Origin of the sequence: Acinetobacter sp. YH12239 (assembly GCF_013417635.1) — a bacterium.
In the GTDB taxonomy this organism is placed as follows: domain Bacteria; phylum Pseudomonadota; class Gammaproteobacteria; order Pseudomonadales; family Moraxellaceae; genus Acinetobacter.
This window is the reverse complement of sequence record NZ_VPDP01000002.1, coordinates 201,878-222,115: the sequence shown is the minus strand read 5'-3', so window position 1 is coordinate 222,115 and position 20,238 is coordinate 201,878. Positions and strand designations below refer to the sequence as shown.

Annotated in this window: 15 protein-coding genes; 7 read left to right on the top strand and 8 right to left on the bottom strand. The window is 38.7% G+C overall.

The features are described from left to right. Window positions 1-5: 5 nt before the first annotated feature. Window positions 6-1,166, bottom strand: a complete 1,161-nt coding sequence (locus FTV17_RS03145) for a hypothetical protein (protein WP_179998129.1) — start codon at window positions 1,164-1,166, stop codon at window positions 6-8. Window positions 1,167-1,365: 199 nt separating this feature from the next. Continuing rightward, window positions 1,366-1,629, bottom strand: a complete 264-nt coding sequence (locus FTV17_RS03140) for a hypothetical protein (RefSeq protein ID WP_035263756.1) — start codon at window positions 1,627-1,629, stop codon at window positions 1,366-1,368. Between the two features lie 304 nt (window positions 1,630-1,933). On the opposite strand from FTV17_RS03140, the gene pepN reads away from it, so the two are divergent. Next, the gene (gene pepN, locus FTV17_RS03135) at window positions 1,934-4,543 is read left to right on the top strand and encodes an aminopeptidase N (protein WP_179998128.1); all 2,610 of its coding nucleotides are present in this window, start codon (window positions 1,934-1,936) and stop codon (window positions 4,541-4,543) included. Window positions 4,544-4,595: 52 nt separating this feature from the next. Here pepN and putA read toward each other — a convergent pair whose 3' ends face one another. Continuing rightward, window positions 4,596-8,345: a trifunctional transcriptional regulator/proline dehydrogenase/L-glutamate gamma-semialdehyde dehydrogenase gene (gene putA, locus FTV17_RS03130; RefSeq protein ID WP_179998127.1), complete on the bottom strand. Its 3,750-nt coding sequence runs from the start codon at window positions 8,343-8,345 to the stop codon at window positions 4,596-4,598. 125 nt (window positions 8,346-8,470) lie between these two features. Here putA and FTV17_RS03125 point away from each other — a divergent pair, with 125 nt between their 5' ends. Further along, window positions 8,471-8,962 carry an Lrp/AsnC ligand binding domain-containing protein gene (locus FTV17_RS03125; protein WP_035263751.1) on the top strand — a complete coding sequence of 164 codons (492 nt, stop codon included), beginning with the start codon at window positions 8,471-8,473 and terminating at the stop codon, window positions 8,960-8,962. A 46-nt stretch (window positions 8,963-9,008) separates the two neighbouring features. Here the strand turns inward: FTV17_RS03125 and putP are convergent, their stop codons facing one another. Further along, complete coding sequence (putP, locus tag FTV17_RS03120; protein WP_179998126.1) at window positions 9,009-10,523, bottom strand: sodium/proline symporter PutP; 1,515 nt, start codon at window positions 10,521-10,523, stop codon at window positions 9,009-9,011. Window positions 10,524-10,892: 369 nt separating this feature from the next. Between putP and FTV17_RS03115 the strand changes: the two genes are divergently transcribed. Then, window positions 10,893-12,350: an aspartate ammonia-lyase gene (locus tag FTV17_RS03115; RefSeq protein ID WP_179998125.1), complete on the top strand. Its 1,458-nt coding sequence runs from the start codon at window positions 10,893-10,895 to the stop codon at window positions 12,348-12,350. 168 nt (window positions 12,351-12,518) lie between these two features. After that, window positions 12,519-13,406 carry a hypothetical protein gene (locus tag FTV17_RS03110; protein ID WP_179998124.1) on the top strand — a complete coding sequence of 296 codons (888 nt, stop codon included), beginning with the start codon at window positions 12,519-12,521 and terminating at the stop codon, window positions 13,404-13,406. A gap of 9 nt (window positions 13,407-13,415) precedes the next feature. Here FTV17_RS03110 and FTV17_RS03105 read toward each other — a convergent pair whose 3' ends face one another. The 3 genes from FTV17_RS03105 to FTV17_RS03095 form a co-directional block, all read right to left on the bottom strand. Further along, a complete protein-coding gene (locus FTV17_RS03105) occupies window positions 13,416-14,138 on the bottom strand; it encodes a Sir2 family NAD-dependent protein deacetylase (protein ID WP_179998123.1) in 723 nt (240 codons plus the stop codon). Window positions 14,139-14,213: 75 nt separating this feature from the next. Beyond that, window positions 14,214-15,122 carry an alpha/beta fold hydrolase gene (locus tag FTV17_RS03100; RefSeq protein ID WP_179998122.1) on the bottom strand — a complete coding sequence of 303 codons (909 nt, stop codon included), beginning with the start codon at window positions 15,120-15,122 and terminating at the stop codon, window positions 14,214-14,216. A gap of 11 nt (window positions 15,123-15,133) precedes the next feature. Then, window positions 15,134-15,676, bottom strand: a complete 543-nt coding sequence (locus FTV17_RS03095) for a PadR family transcriptional regulator (RefSeq protein ID WP_092766380.1) — start codon at window positions 15,674-15,676, stop codon at window positions 15,134-15,136. 138 nt (window positions 15,677-15,814) lie between these two features. On the opposite strand from FTV17_RS03095, the gene FTV17_RS03090 reads away from it, so the two are divergent. From FTV17_RS03090 to FTV17_RS03080, 3 genes are all read left to right on the top strand, one after another. Next, the gene (locus FTV17_RS03090; protein WP_179998121.1) at window positions 15,815-17,839 is read left to right on the top strand and encodes an NADPH-dependent 2,4-dienoyl-CoA reductase; all 2,025 of its coding nucleotides are present in this window, start codon (window positions 15,815-15,817) and stop codon (window positions 17,837-17,839) included. Between the two features lie 146 nt (window positions 17,840-17,985). After that, a complete protein-coding gene (locus FTV17_RS03085) occupies window positions 17,986-18,393 on the top strand; it encodes a nuclear transport factor 2 family protein (RefSeq protein WP_179998120.1) in 408 nt (135 codons plus the stop codon). Between the two features lie 51 nt (window positions 18,394-18,444). Next, complete coding sequence (locus FTV17_RS03080; RefSeq protein WP_373687180.1) at window positions 18,445-19,545, top strand: YheT family hydrolase; 1,101 nt, start codon at window positions 18,445-18,447, stop codon at window positions 19,543-19,545. Between the two features lie 97 nt (window positions 19,546-19,642). Here the strand turns inward: FTV17_RS03080 and FTV17_RS03075 are convergent, their stop codons facing one another. Then, on the bottom strand, window positions 19,643-20,041 hold the full coding sequence (locus tag FTV17_RS03075) for an internalin (protein ID WP_179998119.1): 399 nt from the start codon (window positions 20,039-20,041) through the stop codon (window positions 19,643-19,645). Between the last annotated feature and the right edge of the window lie 197 nt (window positions 20,042-20,238).

The following is a 20,238-nucleotide window of genomic DNA, read 5'->3' as shown; positions in this document are numbered from 1 at the left end:
GTTCGCTAGCGTGTAAAATAGTGGTCTTGGTGATTACAATTACGACAAATTAAACTGACATAGTCATCTGCGTCATAATCCACAGAAAGTTCATTCGAGCCACAATTCATACAACGTTTTTGTGAGTAAAAATTTAAACGTGGCTCAATTTTACTCCACGATCGCCAAACAGGTTGAAAAAAGATTGATTCATCATAGCCCAGAAAATGAAAAAATAAGATTTCGCTCATTTTACTTAAAGGCAAGTTAGGTAGCCTTGGCAGTGTTGAGGTTTCCCATTTTTCAGCTACAGAACGTTCACGGTATTGCTGTAAGGTCTTTTTTAAAAGGTTGGTATTGATAAAATTTTCATTACGGGCTTGGAGTGCTTTCTGATGGTGCAAATACTCAAGCGCAGTTTGAACTAAATAATAGATTTGACCCACAGCGAGAGAGTCTAATAATCTAAAACAAAAGGTTTGAAAACTCTGATTTCCAGCAATTTGAACGCCCCAAGTACGACAGTAGTATTGCGCAAATTGAATAATTTCTTGGTACAACAGAGTGTAGAGTGCACTTTTGACTTCATCACTATTTTTAAATGGTACACCTTGGCTCAGATTTTCATAAAAGAGTTGACGTAACGCTTGAGTAATACTAAACAAGCTCGGCTCAGAATAGCCGTCAAGACGGACATTAATATAGTATTGACTGAGTTCGCTCGAAAAGTCACGCGGGACAAGAATATTGTCTTTCAAAAGTTGTTTCATCAAATGATTTTGAAATAAATAACTTGGGGTAATGGTGTGATATTTAATATTTTCCCAATCGATGAATTCTTGATGTTGGGTATGCTCATGGACTTGTTGATCTAATATTGAGAGTAAAAACAACTTGTGCATAAAGCTCAGTTGATGTAAATCGAGTTCTTGTATGTCCTTATTCTTCGATGCAATCTTACGTTGTTCTTGAATGCGAGTTTCTTGCATCATTTTCTTTCGTTTTGCTGTGCAGCGCTCACAATGGCAGTTGCGGTTTTCATCTTGAAAGACTTGATGATGGCAGTGAGAGCATTGATGGAATAGGATTTCTTTATCAAATTCTTCTGCTTCAATAAAGTACATACTGGCCTGACAAAGTGGACAGAAACTACTTTCATCAGCATTTTTTTGGAGAATTTGCAACATAGCAGCACTTTAATTTCAAGATAAAAGAATTATACACACGATTGTTCAACATCGCTTGATTGAGTCAGTATTGAAAACAAATCTGACTGATGTTGCGATCAATAAAATAAGCAGGTGAATGCCTGCTTATGTGAAATATATGAATATATCGAACCGGAAAATCTTTTCCTCAAGTGTTAGATCGACCTAGATGGAGGATTCAATAGGTTAAAGGGCAAGGGAGCTCTGAATCGGAAAAATGTTGCATTTTAGCTTGGATCAGTACCTGAGATTTCTTTTGAGATAATCTCTTGATTCCGAGTGCATCATAGTTTTTCAATACAGCTGTGACTTCTGATGTTTCAATAGGCATTCCCTCACTGGTTAAAAATGCTGCAATCACGCGATGATCAATTTTAGCAGCATCCATCATCTGCATGGTTTTGATGTTTTCTACTCTGACTATGTGGTCCCTGATGAGCATATTTCACCTCATTTATGATTTATAAGTTTTTTGATGATTACCGCTCTTAAACTGAAGCAATAATTATGCTTGAAAATAAAGAAGTGAATTTTTGTTACATTTCTATCGTAGTTAGACAAGATATTTGAAACGGGTAATAAAGAAGCAAACTGTTGTTACTACAAATAAATTAAATTGAAAAAAACATGAATAGACCCATATTAAATAGAGCGTCAAACACAGACAATTCGTCAATTTTGACCTATGATCAATTGACTTCACATAAAAGCATAATCGCTGTAAAGAACAGCTTATAGGACGAGTTATGAATATCGCGGCAAATCCAGTGATCGAAGCAGATCAAACGATTTATTTGAAAGATTATCAGAAGCCAGCATTTGTCGTGGATTCGATTGATTTAAATATCCAAGTCTATGACGATCATACGATGGTGACAGGCACACTAAAAATGCAACGTCAGACTGAAGGTGATTTGGTGTTGCTTGGTCGTGAGCTTGAGTTGAAGTCAATTACACTGAATGGTCAAGACTTAGATTCTTCGCAATATCATCTAGATAATGAACAGTTAGTGATTAAAGATGCACCTGATGATGCATGCATCGTTACAGTCGTTAAAATTCATCCTGAATCAAACACACAACTTGAAGGTTTATACCAAGCAGCATCTGATCTGTTTGTTACACAGAACGAACCAGAAGGCTTTCGTAAAATTACGTTTTATCCAGACCGTCCAGATGTGCTGTCTGTTTTCACAACACGTGTCGAAGCGGATAAGAAATTTCCAGTCCTACTGGCGAATGGTAATTTAATTGAAGCGGGTGAAGTAGGCGAAGGACGTCATTATACCATTTGGCAAGATCCAACCAAGAAACCAGCCTATCTCTTTGCATGTGTCATTGGAGACTTAGCGGTATTAAAAGATCGTTACGTCACTTCTGAAGGTCGTGATGTAGCTCTAGAAATTTATGCTGAAGAAAAAGATATTCCGAAGTGCCATATTGCCATGGAAGCACTTAAACATTCTATGCGTTGGGATGAAGAGCACTATGGATTACCTTATGATTTAGACAATTATATGATTGTCGCGACCAGTGCATTCAATATGGGTGCAATGGAAAACAAAGGGCTTAATATTTTTAACACATCATGTGTTTTAGCTGATGAAGAATACACGACTGATGCTGCGATTATGCGTGTTCAATCTGTTATCGCTCATGAATATTTCCATAACTGGACGGGTAATCGTATTACTTGCCGAGACTGGTTCCAACTTTGTCTGAAAGAAGGTTTAACCGTTTTCCGTGATCAATCTTTTTCTGAGGATTTGCAGTCTGCTGCTGTTCAACGAATTGATGATGTAGCAGTACTTAAAGCGCACCAATTCCCTGAGGATTCAGGCCCATTGTCTCATCCTCCACGTCCAGATCATTTCGTAGAAATTAATAACTTCTATACAGCGACTGTGTATGAAAAAGGTGCAGAAATTAACCGAATGATGGCGACTTTATTAGGTAAAGAAAAATTCCGTAAAGGAACGGATGAGTATTTCCGTCGCCATGATGGTCAAGCTGTGACTGTGGAAGATTGGGTTGCTGCATTATCAGCAGGTTCTGGTGTGGATTTATCAGGATTTTTAACTTGGTATAACCAACCGGGTACACCTAAGCTTGAAGCCAAAGGTGAGTATGATGCTGAGCAGAAAACTTATCGTTTAAACTTTAAGCAAAGTTTAAAACCACATCCAAAATATCCAAACTTAAAAGCGGTTCCAATTCCTGTCGCTTTGGCTTTGTTTGATGAACACACTGGTGAGCAACTTCAACTTGATTGCTCAGCTTTAGTTGAAGATCAAGTCAAAGATGGTGTTTACTTATTCACGACTGATGAAGCAACGATCGAGTTTAAAAACGTGGCGAAGGTGCCTGTAATTTCACTATTACGAAATTTCTCTGCACCCGTGAATTTAGAGTTTAATTATACTGATGAACAGCTTGCGTTCTTATTACAGTACGAAACCAATGGCTTTAATCAGTGGCAAGCGACGCAAACATTGCTTGAGCGCATCTTATTAAATGACCAACCTGCTGACATATATATTGAAGCGATGTTAAAAACGCTACCTAGAGTAATTCAGCAAGATCCGCTGTTAGCTTCACGTTTATTTGATGTTCCGAGTGAAGGATATTTGGGTAGCCGTATTGACTACGATTATCAACCGACAGCGATCTATGAAAAGCGTAATGCTCTATTAGATACTTTGTCTCGCCGTTTAGGTGATTTTGCTAAAGAGACTTATTTATCATTAGATCCAGCAACACAGTCAGATTTTTCCCAAGCTATGGGTACACGTGCTTTAAAGAACATCATGCTTTCTTTTATTGCGCGTCAAGGAGATGAAGCTGCATTTGACTTAGCTGAGCAACAGTATCGTCAAACACGTAATATGTCTGAACGTTTAGGTGCTTTAAAAGTGTTGGTGTGGAATGATGCACCGCAAGCTGCTGAGATTTTAGAAGATTTCTATGCGCGTTTTAAAGATGAGGCTCTATCAATGGATCAGTGGTTTATGATCCAAGCAGCTCATCCGAAAGCGACAGCAGAAACGATTCAAAAACTGACATCACATGCTGATTACGATCTTAAAGTACCTAATCGAATCCGCGCTGTAACTGGTGGTTTAAACTCAAACCCTATCAATACTTGGAGTTTTGGGGTAGATCATATTATTCAGTTGGCTCAATATTTGGACGAAAAGAATCCGATTGTAGGCTCACGTTTGTTACAACTTTTGTCACGTTGGTACACGTTAGCCCAACCTCAACAAGCCGAAGTCAAAGCGAAACTCGAAGCATTGAAACCTATCGTGAAATCTAAAAATGTATCTGAAACTTTAAATAGTATGCTTGCTGTTTAAATCACAAATAAAAAAACCAGTGCAATGCACTGGTTTTTTTGACTCAACAGAATCAAGCTTGCATGGTCATTAGACTCGCATTACCACCTGCAGCTGCGGTATTAATACTAATTGCACGTTCAATAAAGAAGCGTTCTAAAGGAATGTCATAATTACCAGGCTCTAGATGTGTAATTCCGATGATCGGACCTTGTCGCTGAGCCACTTTATCTTGCAATTTTAACAGTTGATTTTTGGTGCCATGATGTAGAATTGCATCAAAACTACCTGTCTCAATATCAGCAATAATGGCGATACGTTGAGCGACTTCTTTAGGCATAGACTGTAAGTATTTTAAAACAAACGTATTCTCACCTAGAACAGTTGGCTGAGAGCCAACCGCGAGAATGGCATGCAGTTGATGAATCTGATCAATTTCCTGATCTGCCAAGCTTAAAACACGATGTCTCGGTAACACAACATATTGATTGCTTTCACCTGTTGGTCCTTGTAATTCATAGCTATGTCCGACACAACTTGGTTGTAACGCCTTCATTTGATAATGCGGAAATGACTTATTGACCCAATCTTTATATTGATTCAATACGTTTTGATGTTCAGTCAATTCAACGGCTTGGCTCGTTGCATAAGGTTGTGCAATTTTTTTATGTGTACATTCATGCATTAACCGATAAATATACATCGGTCCACCAGCTTTTGGACCTGTACCAGATAAACCTTCTCCACCGAAGGGTTGTACACCCACAACAGCACCTACAATGTTGCGGTTAATATAGAGATTTCCAACTTCTGCTTTTGAAATTACGGTTCGTATGGTTTCATCGATACGCGTGTGTAAGCCCATAGTCAAACCATAGCCTTTGGCATTGATTTGATCAATAAGTCGATCAAGTTCGCCATATTTATAAGTAATGACATGCAGTACTGGACCAAATACTTCACGTTCAAGATCATCTAAATGTGGTAACTCAACCAAAGTCGGTTTAACAAATGTCCCTTGCTTGAGATGAGAGTCATCTTCATCCAACATGAGTTGTTGAACGGGATAGCCCAAAGATTTCATTTTATTGATATGTTGATCAATGGTTTGTTTTGCTTCTCGATCAATTACAGGTCCGATATCAATTTTTAATAAACTTGGAATACCGACACGCAATTGCTTCATTGCACCTTTGAGCATTTTGATCACGGTATGCGCATTATCTTCTTGAACACATAAAATTCGCAGTGCTGAACAACGCTGACCTGCACTATCAAATGCTGAGCTGACAACATCTAATACCACTTGTTCAGTCAGGGCAGAAGAATCTACGATCATGGCATTTTGACCGCCAGTTTCTGCAATGAGAGGTATTGATTGACCAAATTGATTCAGTCGTTTTGCAACGGTTTTCTGCAAAATTTTCGCAACCTCAGTTGACCCTGTAAACATAATACCTTGAATACGATGATCACTACTGAGTTGTGCACCCACTGTTTCACCACGTCCTGGCAAGAGCTGTAAGACAGATTGTGGTACGCCAGATTCCCAAAGGATCTGAACTGCAATTGAGGCAATTAAAGGAGTCTGCTCCGCTGGTTTGGCGATTACAGTATTCCCTGTTACAAGTGCCGCCGCGATTTGACCTGTAAAAATTGCCAATGGGAAGTTCCAAGGACTAATACACAGTACTGTACCTAAGGGTTGAATAACGGCTTTGTGTTCTAGATCTTTCACTTGTGCTGCGTAGTAGCGTAAGAAATCTACTGCTTCGCGTACTTCAGCAATCGCATTGGCAAATGTTTTACCGCTTTCACGACTGAGCAGAACCATTAGCTCTTCAAGTCGAGACTCCATCACATTGGATGCTGTAATTAAATATTCTGCACGTTGATCTTTTTCCAAATTTTGCCAATCCTGCTGTGCTTCAGTCGCATTAACTAACGCCATTTCCACTTGCATGGCATGAGTTTCCGTCACATTACCGACAATATCTTGACGGTTTGCAGGATTGAGAATTGCCATTGACTCTGTATCGTGTACGGATTCATCTAATCTCAGACCCATTGGGGTGGCTTTAATTTGAACTTTAGACCATTGTTGATAAGTATGATTCAAATGTTCAAGGTCTTGGTCATTTGCAAGATCAATTCCAAGAGAGTTAGGGCGATGATCAGCATATAAATGTTTCGGATATGGAATAGCAGGGTGCTTTAATCCAACTTTGCCTTCGATTCGACTTGTGACATCAATGGTTTGATGTGGATTTTCAATCAAGTCATCAATTTTGAGTGTTTTATCAGCAATACGATTTACAAAAGACGTGTTTGCACCATTTTCAAGCAATCGTCTAACCAAATAAGCCAAAAGGGTTTCGTGATTTCCGACAGGTGCATAAATTCGGCAAGGTACGCCAAGTTTATCATCTGCTTTAGAACCGACGACTTGTTCATAAAGTGGTTCACCCATGCCATGTAAACATTGGAATTCGTATTGTCCCTTATAATATTGTTCAGGATTTGCTAAATGATAAATAGTGGCTAAGGTTTGTGCATTATGTGTCGCGAATTGCGGATAAATAAAGTCTGGTTCGGCTAAAAGTTTGCGAGCACATGCAATATAAGATAAATCTGTATGCACTTTTCGAGTAAAGACAGGATAATCGGTCATGCCTTCAACTTGTGCTTTCTTAATTTCACTGTCCCAATAGGCGCCTTTGACTAAACGAATCATTAAACGTTTTTGACTACGCTTAGCTAAATCAATGATGTAATCGACCACGTAAAAACATCTTTTTTGATAAGCTTGAATCACAAATCCAATGCCTTTCCAGCCATTCAATTTCGGTTCGAAACATAAGCGTTCAAGAAGTTCCAATGAAATTTCCAGACGATCAGTTTCTTCAGCATCGATATTTAGACCAATATCATATTGTTTCGCTAGAACCGCTAGATTAAAGACTTTGTGATAAAGTTCATCGTGTACACGGTCAATTTGCGAGCGTTGATAACGTGAATGAAGCGCCGAAAGTTTGATTGAGATCCCAGGGCCTTCGTAAACATCTTTGTTGGATGATGCCTTACCAATCGCATGAATCGCATTTGTATAATCTTGATAATAGCGCTCCGCATCATGATCTGTAAGCGCTGCTTCACCTAACATATCATATGAGTAACGAAAGCCTTGTTCTTCTAATCGTTCTGCATTATTTAAAGCCTCGTCAATGGTTTCACCTGTCACAAACTGTTCACCCATCATACGCATAGCAACATCAACGGCTTTGCGAATAATGCCACGACCACTTCGTGCCAAGATGCCTGTGAGAAGACCAGATAAACTATTTGCTTTAGGTGTTTCCATTAACTTACCGGTCAACATTAAGCCCCATGCTGCCGCGTTTACAAACATTAGGCTGCTTTGACCTAAATGATCTTTCCAATTGCCTTGGTTGATTTTGTCTTTGATCAATAAGTCACGTGTTGCTTTATCAGGAATACGTAACAGCGCTTCAGCTAAACACATGAGCGCAATACCTTCTTGAGAAGATAATGAAAATTCTTGTAATAAACCCTGTACAATGCCTGCTTTGCCCGCTGACCCTTTACGTTCACGTAATGAATGCGCTAAATTGAAGGCTAATTGATAAATTTTGTCTGAAATTTCTTGATCAATCTCGGTCTGTTCGAGAAGTGTTTCGACACATTCAGATTCATCACGGCGCCATGCACGATTTATTTCTAATTCTAGATCTGATTTATCTTTAAATTCAGTAATGTCTTGAATGTCTATTGGGCGAGAAAGGGGTGAGCTAAGTTGTTCCATGAGATATACGCCAGCGTCCTGTGACAATGAAATAGATTTATCTTTAAGGTTTATTTAATTTATAATTACAGAAAATATGGTGCATAACTCACTATAATTAGAGTTAAATTTAGAGAATAATTCGCATGCAGACTCAGATGATGACCTTGGATCGTACAGATTTAAAAATTTTAGATATCTTGCAAAAAGATGGGCGTCTATCAAATATAAAACTTGCTGAAATGGTCAATCTTTCTCCCACAGCAGCGCTTGCTCGAGTACAAAAACTAACCAAGGATGGATATATTACAGGTTATGAAGCCAAGTTAAATCCAGATCTGCTGAATCGAAGTTTTGTGGTATTTGTCGAAATTTTATTAGATAAAACAACTCCAAATGTATTAGAAGAATTTTCTGATGCAGTCAGAAGTTACCCTGAGATTGTTGAGTGTCACATGATCAGCGGTGGGTTTGATTTTGTGGTTAAAATCCGTTGCGCCAACATGGAAGAGTTTCGCAAGATTTCTGGACAGGTTTTATGGCAACTACCTGGCATCAAAGAAACCCGTAGCTATCCAGTGATGGAAGTTATTAAGGAATCGTCGCAAGTGCAACTTAAGCAAACATTTAAAAAGTAAATATATAAGAAAGGGGCTATAAGCCCCTTAATTTTTTTATTTTTTATTACTTTCCATTTTTGATTTCTTGCATCTCAATTTTATATTTCTGTTGAGCTTCATCAAAACGGGCAGTCACATCTTGCGCTGGTGGGCGGCCTAATAAACTCACCACCATAATACTTACCCAAGATAAAATAAACCCAGGAATGATTTCATAGACGCCTGTATCAGCCATTGTGTTTTTCCATACAATGACTGTAACAGCACCAACAATCATACCTGCCAATGCACCATTGATGGTCATGCGCTTCCAGAAGAGAGAAAGAATAATCAGTGGTCCAAATGCTGCACCAAAGCCAGCCCACGCATAGGCAACTAATCCAAGTACCTTGCTGTTAGGATTCATTGCAAGGAAGATTGCCATAATCGCAACGATTAATACCATCAAACGACCTACCCAAACGAGCTCGGTTTGTGAGGCAGATTTACGAATAAATGCTTTGTATAAGTCTTCTGTAAGCGTGGTTGAGCATACCAATAGCTGGCAACTGAGGGTACTCATCACTGCAGCAAGGATAGCGGCAAGAATCACTCCTGCAACCCATGGATTAAATAAAATTTTAGTTAATTCCATGAAGACTGTTTCAGGATTTGCATTGACTGTAGCACCGAGTTGAGGAAACGTATCAAAGTAAGCGATTCCAAAATAACCGACAGCGACTGCACCACCAAGACATAGAATCATCCATGTCATTCCAATTCGACGTGCTGCTGGAATAGACTTCACGGAGTCTGCTGCCATAAAGCGCACAAGAATATGTGGTTGACCAAAGTAGCCAAGTCCCCATGCCATTGAAGATAAAATCGCTACAGTGCTGAGATCTGAAAGTAAATTATTCGCTAATGGGCGTGCGGATTCCACCATGACACTAACTTGCTGAGCATTTTCACCAATGGCTAAATAGGTCATTACTGGAGCAAGTAAAAGCGCAAAGATCATCAAGCCTGCTTGGAATGTATCTGTCCAACTGATGGCTAAGAAACCGCCAATACAGACATAACTAATCGTTGCCACTGCTCCAATCCAAAGGGCTGTGTTGTAATCCCAGCCAAATAGGCTTTCAAATAAACGTGCACCAGCGACCATGCCAGAGGCACAATAAATTGCAAAGAAAATCAAAATTACAAAAGCTGAGATGATACGAAGAACTTTTTTCCGATCACCAAAGCGGCTGGTGAAATAGTCGGGGAGAGTCAATGCGTTATGTTGAATTTCGGTATGAACACGTAGACGACCCGCGACCAACAGCCAGTTCAACCAAGCACCGATAACTAAACCAATGGCAATCCAAGCTTCGGATAAACCTGAGAGATAAATTGCACCAGGTAGACCCATGAGTAACCAGCCACTCATATCTGATGCACCTGCGGATAATGCAGTGACGACACTGCCTAAACTCCGACCACCTAAAATATAATCATCAAAATTATTCGTGGCTTTGTAGGCATAAAGCCCAATGCCAAGCATCGCCACAATATAAAAAATAAATGTGATTAGCGTAGGATTTAATTGGCTCATTGCTATGCCATCCTTTGTCTGTCCTAAATGACCATCTTTCCGAGATGAATTTTTAATCGAATTATTCGAGGAGCTGATTCAAGCACGTTTTGAAAATTACGCTCTGTTACATTTGAGTGAGATTTATAGTCGTTTAGTGAAACTGAATGTAATTTTGGTTACAAAGACTATTTTTTCAAAAAATAATTACTTTGAGGTTTAATACAATTCTATAAATGATTGTCTTTAACATAAAGTTACATTAGTCACTTAAACAGCGAAGTTGTAATTTTTTATTGCATAAAGAAGTATTAAATCAATAGTGAAAATAAGCATGAAGCCTATCATCGATATTGCACGATAATGGTGCATTATTGTTGAGTAATAAAAGTGTCTACGATTGAATTTGATAAAACAAGAATAGAGCAGGATCTGCTCGGTGAAAAAGCGGTTCCTTTCGATCGTTACTATGGGATTCATACCCTGCGGGCGATGGAGAATTTTCAGATTTCGCATCAACAGATAGGTGAAAACATACATTTTATTCGTGCATTGGCGCAGGTAAAAAAAGCATCAGCACAGACAAATTTAAAATTTTCCAAATTGAGTCAAGACGTCAGTCAAGCGATTCAATGGGCTTGTGATCAATTGATTGAGCAGCCTGAAAGCTGGAAATCTTCATTTCCAATTGATATTTATCAGGGTGGGGCTGGAACTTCTATTAATATGAATAGTAATGAAGTAGTGGCTAACCTTGCACTCGAGCATCTCGGCTTGCCAAAAGGTCAATATGATGTAATTCACCCAAACGACCATGTGAATAAATCGCAATCGACCAATGATGTTTATCCCACTGCATTGAGACTAGCAACATATTACAGTTTAGAAGATTTATTGTCTCAAGTTCGCTCATTAATCGCTGTTATTGAGATCAAAGCATCTGAATTTCAACACGTAATTAAAATGGGGCGAACTCAACTCCAAGATGCTGTACCCATGACACTCGGACAAGAGTTTCGTGCATTTGCGACGCTATTAAAAGAAGACTATCGCCTCATCCAAAAGATGCGTCATTTACTGCTAGAAATAAATTTGGGTGCGACTGCGATTGGAACGGGTGTGAACACACCTCATGGATATGCACAAGAAGTGGTTCAAACGCTTTCTCAAATTACTGGATTGAAATTACAAGGTGCTGAAGACTATGTTGAAGCCACCAGTGATTGTGGCGTATTTATTATTCTATCAAGCACTTTAAAGCGTTTAGCCGTCAAGCTCTCAAAAATTTGTAATGACCTGCGCTTATTAAGTTCAGGGCCTCGTACGGGATTAGCTGAAATTAGATTACCTGAATTACAAGCCGGCTCATCTATTATGCCTGCGAAAATCAATCCAGTTATTCCTGAAGTAGTGAACCAAATTGCTTTTAAAGTCATTGGTAATGATTTGACAGTGACCATGGCAGCTGAAGCGGGGCAATTACAATTAAATGTCATGGAACCTGTAATTGCACTGACCATGAATGAATCAACCAATTTATTAATTCAAGCAATGCAAACACTAGAAAACAAATGTATCCAAGGTATTACTGCAAATGAACAGACTTGTTACGATGCAGTGATGCGAAGTGTTGGTATCGTCACATTATTAGATCCGATTCTAGGTCATGCCAAATGTGATGAAATTGGGAAGGTTTGTCTTGCAGAAAATAAAACCATTCAGCAAGTTGTCATTGAGCAGAATCTTTTGACGCAAGAGCAGTTAAATCAAATTTTCTCTTTTGAAAATTTAGTGTCTGAGATCACGGGTCATGTTGTCGATGATATGAACATGGATAAAGTAAGCTAATAGAGTAGGTAAAATCTGAAAATCAATTGAATATGAATTGATGGCATATTTCATTCAATGAGGTATGCCATTTTCATTGAAATTTTTAAGTATAATTTCTTAATTGAATGTTAATAATAATTAAAATTATGAGCCATAAATACAAACATTATAATTTAGAGAAAACGAATGAAAAGAATAGTAATAAGCACGCTGCTGTGTTCGATGTTGCTTGCATCCTGTTCAAAAAAAATAGAGGAACATTCTGCTGAAGCAGTTCAAGAAAATACTGCTGATACGCAAGTTGATATGCAAGAAGCGGCTGAACCAAATACTTTGCCCGTCCAGGAGCAAAAACCTGAGGTCATATTAAATCAAGAGGTTAATCCAGTTGAACTGACTCGTCGTATGGTTCGAGAGGCGCAAGTTAACTTTACTGTTAAAGATGTGGTGAAAAGCAGTTTAGAGATAGAAAAAATAACCCTTGAAGCTGGCGGATTTATTGAAAGAAAAGATATTGATTTCAATGTGGTTGATCTTAAACGTCAGAATATTTCAGAAGGCAAAGTAAAAGTATTTGAAAAAGTTGAACCTGTATCTTTTATAGTGCTACGTGTACCGAGTGAGCGTGCCCCACATGTTGTTAATCAACTTTTACCTTTAATGTTTTTTCTGAATCAGCAACGCTATAGTGCACAACGTTTTGAATTGAAGCTTCTTCAAGAAAAAATGAATCAAGCACAGACTATTTCAAGTCAAGCACGACCAGCTCATTTGAATGAAATCACACGGCTCACTCAATTCGAAGTTCAAGACCGCGTTAAATTCAGTACGATCAGTTTACAACTGAATCAACCAACACTGGTCCGAGAAAGGGTTGATATTGATCTTGATGCAGTGGCGCGATTAAATGGTGATCACTTTACTCAGCGTGCTTGGAATAGCATCAAATATGGCTGGCAATTTGTGCTCGATCTTTTGGTGTTTTTATTAATGATTTGGCCTTTGTATTTGATTGCCTTAATTGGCTTCTTGTTATATCGATGGTTAAAACCTTATTTTGATAAACTCAAATAAGCCCATGCCTCAATTTGGCTGAACTGAAGAAAGAAGTTTGGCCAAATCTTGCATTCCTTCGGTTGCTGATTTTGAGATACATGTATAGTGTTGTGGCACACGGCCGAGATCGGCTTTAGGGTCGATATAATACGCATCACAACTTGGTGAAATACTGTGTACTAAGCCTGCAACAGGATAAACAGCTAAGCTCGTTCCAATCACAACAAAGATTTCAGCTTGCTGGCAAATCACTTCTGCTTCTTCAAAAGCGGGAACGGATTCACCAAACCATACGACATGTGGACGAAGTGGGTATCCAGCGTCACAAAAGTCACGAGAAATATCCAGTTCAGTACCTTCAATTGTGTAAAATTTGTCTGTGAAATGAGCATCTGGCCCCGAGGTTTTGGCGAGTCTTATATTTCCATGAAGATGCAGTACTTTTTTGCTTCCAGCGCGTTCATGTAAGTCATCAATATTCTGCGTGATCACATGTACATCAAAATGTTGCTCAAGTGCTGCAATCGCAAGATGTGCTGCATTAGGTTCAGATGCTAAAATTTTTTTTCGCCGTTCATTGTAAAAGCGCTGTACTAAAACAGGATTGTTACGCCAAGCTTCGGGCGTTGCGACATCCTCTATGCGATGGTTTTCCCAAAGTCCATCGCTATCTCGAAATGTATTGATACCACTTTCAGCACTCATACCAGCACCCGAAAAAATCACAAGCTTTGTTTTAGACTGATTCATCCAATCTCCATCCTATTGATTTTGTGCCCACGTATGACGTCTGGATCAACTTAATATTCAAATATTCATTAGAGCTTATATAGTTTGATTCAGAAATTTAGAGATTTCTTGTGCGAATTTAATGGGTTCATTGATCAAAGGCGTATGCCCTGAGCGCTCAAACAGTACGATACGATGATTTTTAACAGATTCAGCAATAAGCTTTTGCCCTTGCGCTGGATAGAGTGCGGATTTAGCGCCGATAAAAAAAGTTGCTGGACATTCTAACTTTGAGATTGATGCTCTGTAATCTTCTTTATGGTTTAGATAGTTGTCAATGTACCAACGCATATAGTCGAGACGTTGCATAGGGAGGATTAACTTTTGAATTTTCGGTTGATTGAGTGTTGTTTTAAAAATTTTAGCGCTCAATTGATGATTATCTTGTAAAGATAAAAATTTAACCCAAAGCTCGACTAATTCGCGGCTTAAGTGAGTAGGTAATTCACTCAGGTTTTGATAATTTTCATGTTGATGTAAAAAAGAAGAAAGTTCGATGAGTAGCTTTTTGAACTCTGGATAGCGATCGCCCAATAGCCCGAAACTCCAAGTTTCATCAGAAGGTATTTTAGGGGTTTGATCAATATGCAAGTATGCTTGGATTTGATCAGCAAATTGACCATATTGCATACCATGCATGGCAGTAGTTGCCCCCATAGAATAAGCAATCACTCTATATTGTTGTCTAGGGCGTTGACTGATCAATGCCTGAATATCGTTCCAGTGACTTGAAATAGCATCAGTATCTGGAATTTTACAATGCTTAGACCCACCAAAACCGCGCCAGTCAGGAATAATGAATTTATATTTCTTTAAATTAAATGCAAAAAAAGGAATCCATTGCCAACTTTGCATTCCTAAACCAGATAGCACCAAAACAGGTTCACCTTGACCAATTTCACGAACATATAATTTTTCGTCATCTTGCATGGTATAAAATGGCATAGATATATCCTTTATTTTGTATTCATTATTTTCAATTGTGGGATTACACGTTCTAACCAACTGATCCAACCTTGCTCTAATTCAATGCCTAATTGAAGAATCATTTTATGAATATAGAGTGTACGATCATCATTATTTTTATTGGCAAAATCTTTGTCGTAAATCGCTTGGTATATTTTTAATTTATTTTTATGAATTTCTAAATGAGACTCCAATTCTGTCAGCACATTATTACCACCTAGTTGTGCTTCAGCTCTTAAACGCACCATCAATTCTTCTCTGAGTTGGGCTGGCTCACTATGCTGTACCATCCAATTGGCAAGTTCAGTTCGACCTAGAGCATCAACTTTGTATTTTTTCTTTCTCGAGTTGGGGTCGCCTTCATCAATAGTCGAAATCCAACCTTTTTTTTGCATAGCATTGAGTTCACGATAGATTTGTTGGTGAGTTGCATTCCAAAAGAATCCCATAGAACGATCAAAGCGACGCGCAAGTTCAATACCTGTACTTGGTTTTTCAATGAGACTGGTCAACAAAACATGTGCTAAAGACATAAATCATATATCGTAAAATGTTGAATCAACTTTATTATGCAACATGTTGCATAAAATACAAAATTAGAATATATATTTATGCAACAAGTTGCATGAAGCACACAATAATAGCAAGCAAACGCGAGCCATGAGGTCAGAATGTCAAATTATCCAAACTTACTTGCACCACTAGATTTAGGTTTTACCACTTTAAAAAATCGTGTATTGATGGGTTCAATGCACGTAGGTTTAGAAGAGGTTGAAGGTGGCTATGAACGTATGGCCGCATTTTATGCTGAGCGTGCTCAAGGACAGGTCGGTCTTATCGTGACGGGGGGGATTTCACCCAACGATGCTGGTGTAACTTTTGCTGGAGGGTCAAAATTAGACTCGATTGCTGAAGCTGAGAAACATAAAATCATTACACAAGCAGTACATGATGCTGGCGGTAAGATTGCAATGCAGATTTTGCATACTGGTCGATATTCATATCAGCCTGAAAACGTTGCGCCATCAGCAATTCAGGCACCAATTAATCCAGTTAAACCTCATGCTTTAAGCTCGGCTGAAGTTCATCAAACTATTGATGATTTTGCTAACTGTGCAAAGCTGGCTCAATATGCAGGTTATGATGGTGTTGAGATTATGGGGTCTGAAGGTTACCTCATTAATGAGTTTATCGCAGCACGTACCAATCACCGTGATGACGAATGGGGTGGGAGTTATGAAAACCGCATTCGTTTGCCGATTGAAATTGTGAAACGTACCCGTGCAGAGGTGGGTGAAAACTTTATTATCATTTATAGACTTTCGATGCTCGACTTGGTTGAGGGCGGTTCAACGCTTGAGGAGGTCATCCATCTTGCAAAAGAAATTGAGAAAGCTGGCGCGACTATCATTAATACAGGTATTGGTTGGCATGAAGCGCGTATACCCACGATTGCAACGAAAGTACCTCGAGCAGCATTTACATGGGTGACAGAAAAGCTAAAAGGTGAAGTTAATATTCCATTGATTACCTCAAATCGTATCAATACCCCTGAAATGGCTGAACACGTGTTAGCTTCAGGTCATGCAGATATGATTTCTATGGCTCGCCCAATGCTTGCAGATGCAGAATTTGTACTAAAAGCTGAACAGGGTAGAAGTGACGAAATCAACACGTGTATTGGCTGTAACCAAGCGTGTTTGGATCATATTTTTTCACTCAGAATTGCGTCATGCTTGGTTAATCCACGTGCATGCCATGAAACTGAACTCATTTTTAAAGAAACCCATACGCCAAAAAAAATTGCAGTCATTGGTGCAGGTCCTGCAGGATTGAGTTTTGCTACTTATGCTGCTGACCGTGGTCATCAGGTCACCATTTTTGAGGCAGCCGATCAAATTGGGGGGCAATTTAATATTGCAAAAACGATTCCAGGAAAGGAGGAGTTTTATGAGACATTGCGTTACTTTAAGCGAAAAATTGAGTTGCAGCCTTTAATTCAATTAAAACTTAACCATACTGCAACTTTTGAAGAGCTCAATACAGATCAGTTTGATGAAATTGTAGTCGCTACAGGTGTGACACCTCGACATTTAGATATTGAAGGAATTGATCATCAAAAAGTGCTGTCTTATATCGAAGTTTTAAGAGAGAAAAAACCAGTCGGACAGCGTGTTGCGATTATTGGTGCTGGTGGTATTGGTTTTGATACTGCTGAGTATCTAACCCATGAGGGGGAAAGTGGAAGCTTGAATCCTCAAAAATTTTATGATGAATGGGGAATTGATACATCATATTCTAATGTAGGAGGTTTAAAACCTGCTCAAGTAGAACAGCCATCACGTGAAATCTACTTATTACAACGTAAAGCCACTTCAGTTGGTGCAGGCTTGGGTAAAACAACGGGTTGGATTCATCGTACTGGATTAAAAAATCGCGAAGTAAAAATGATTCCAGGTGCAACGTATAACAAAATTGATGACCAAGGCTTACATATCACAATCAACGAACAAACTACCGTCTTAGACGTGGATCATGTGGTGATTTGTGCAGGTCAAGAATCATATACGGCTATGTTTGATCAACTTGAGCAGGCAGGTAAAAAAGTTCATTTAATTGGTGGGGCGAAAGAAGCGGGTGAGCTAGATGCAAAACGTGCGATTCGTCAAGGTGCTGAATTGGCTGCCAAGATTTAAGCCAGAAAATTTCTCTCCTGTATTCTAGATGAAAGTGCGAGAAGAGGATTTGGAGAGGGTACTTAATTGAATGAGACCTCTCCTTGACGCAGTATTCTCCCTTTTCTTCTAAACCATTGGACTGATACAACAAAAAGGACGTAACAATGACACTCGAAACCACACAAAAATCTATTCAACGTTGGCACCACATGCTTGAAACGCGTGATTTAAGTCTATTGAATGAGCTTTTGTCTGAAGAAGTCGTATTTAAATCACCTGTCGCATTTAAGCCTTATCCAGGCAAACAGGTTGTTACTTTTATTTTGACCAATGTGATTGAGATCTTTGAAAATTTTCGTTATCACCGTGAGTTCTACACAGCAGATGGGCTCAGTGTTGTTCTTGAATTTTCCGCAAATGTCGGTGAAAAAACATTAAAAGGGATTGATATGATCCAATTTAATGAGCAAGGTCAAATTATTGACTTTGAGGTGATGATTCGGCCTAAAAGTGGTTTAGAGGCTTTGGCGTTTCAAATGGGCCAACGTATGGCTCAATTTCTACCAAAATAAATTAGGCATGTTTTTGGCTTATGAATTGGAGTAAGTAAATTCGGAGTCTGTATGAATCTTAATCAGCGTTTCAAGTGGATGCAAGAATTCACTCAAACCCAACTTGATCATTTTACTGGTGCAGCTATACCTTCAATCTATTTTAATCCGCAAGGTGAGTTAGCGCATGTGATTTCAAACTTGAAACGTCTGCATTATAAATATAGACCAACGCCGTGGCTCTCGAATACGCATGCTCACTTGGTGTATTTTGATAAAATTCGAAAGAAAACCGTAAAATTAGAATACGACTTCATTGAACAGTTAACAATGTCTGATGGGGGAACGACGGGTATTGCTTGGTATGGCATGCATCTTTCTGCGGAAACGCCAACTATCTTAGTGCTACATACCATTACTGGAAGCCCAGCCAGTATGAGAGAATTGGTCAGAGATTTATATCAAGTTACAGGTTGGCGTATTGCATTGTGTTTAAGACGAGGGCATGCAGGTCTACCACTTTCAGTTCCTAAAATTAATCTTTTTGGAAACACGCAAGATTTAAGAGAGCAGATTGAACATATTCAACAGCGCTTACCATATTCTAAATTGTATGCAGTTGGGTCTTCAGCAGGAACTGGACTATTGGTCAGATATTTAGGGGAGGAAGAAAGTTCCACACCAATTCAAGCGGCTTTCGCACTTTGTCCTGGATACAATACGGAAACTGGTTTTTCAAATGTTCATCCTTTTTATAGCCGTTTGATGGCAAAAAAGTTAAATACACATTTTTTAAAACCGTATGAGCAACATTGGAGAAATTTAGAAAGTTTAAAGCAACTGAGTGTTGCTAAAGATTTATTTGATTTTGAAAAAACATATTATCAGTTCGCAGGATTTGAAAATTATGACGCATATTGTAAAGCGACAAATCCCATCTATGTCTTTGAGAACATTAGAGTGCCATTGATGATTTTAAATTCGGAAGACGATCCAGTATGCCATATCCGCAATTTAGAGCCTTATAAAGAAGTGATTCAACATATGCCGAACATGGCAGTAGTGACCACAAAAAAAGGAAGCCATTGCTGTTTCTATGAAGGTAATAAAAATCCAGAATCTTGGGCACACAAATTAATTGCAGAATTTTTTTTAGAATTAGAGAAAGCCTGACAATTTTTGTTGTTTATAAATGAATAACAATTTGACTTTCATTCATGTTGATATAAAAAAACCGAGTCTTGTCACTCGGTTTTTTTAAATTCGAAAATTAGTTTTCTAAAGCAGGGGTAGCAGCAGCAATAGCAGCGGCAACAGCATCATCTTCAGATTGAGAACCATCTGTTGATGCACTTGGAGAAGGTGTAGGGCGTTCTACATTTTCAACAGCTGGTGCTGGCGCAGGATTCGTTTGTGCAGGAGCATCACGATATTCACGACGAATAGTCGCTGACGTATTGTTTGTTTCCTGATGCTCAATTTCAACTTGAGTTGGTGGCTCAGGTTCGATTTCAGGTTCAGAAATCTCTATGTTCTCAATTTGTTCTGCCTGTTCAGTTGTTTCAACAGTTTGTTCCTGTTCTTCTTCCTTAGGCGCTTCTTTTTTTACACATGCAGTAACGAGGAGTGCAGATAAGATTGCACCACCGATTAAAAGTTTTTTATTCATAGTTGCTCAAAACAAACTAGCTAGATCGACTGACGTAGTATAACAGCAAATTAACAGATGAAAATCACTGAAAGTGTGCGTGAATCTTTATTGGAAATGATGATAGAATAACCAATTGTTTATTGTTCTTTGAATTGATGCGGATTGACTTTGCTTTATAGGTACAGAGTAAAGTAAAATTGCGCAACATTGCAGGC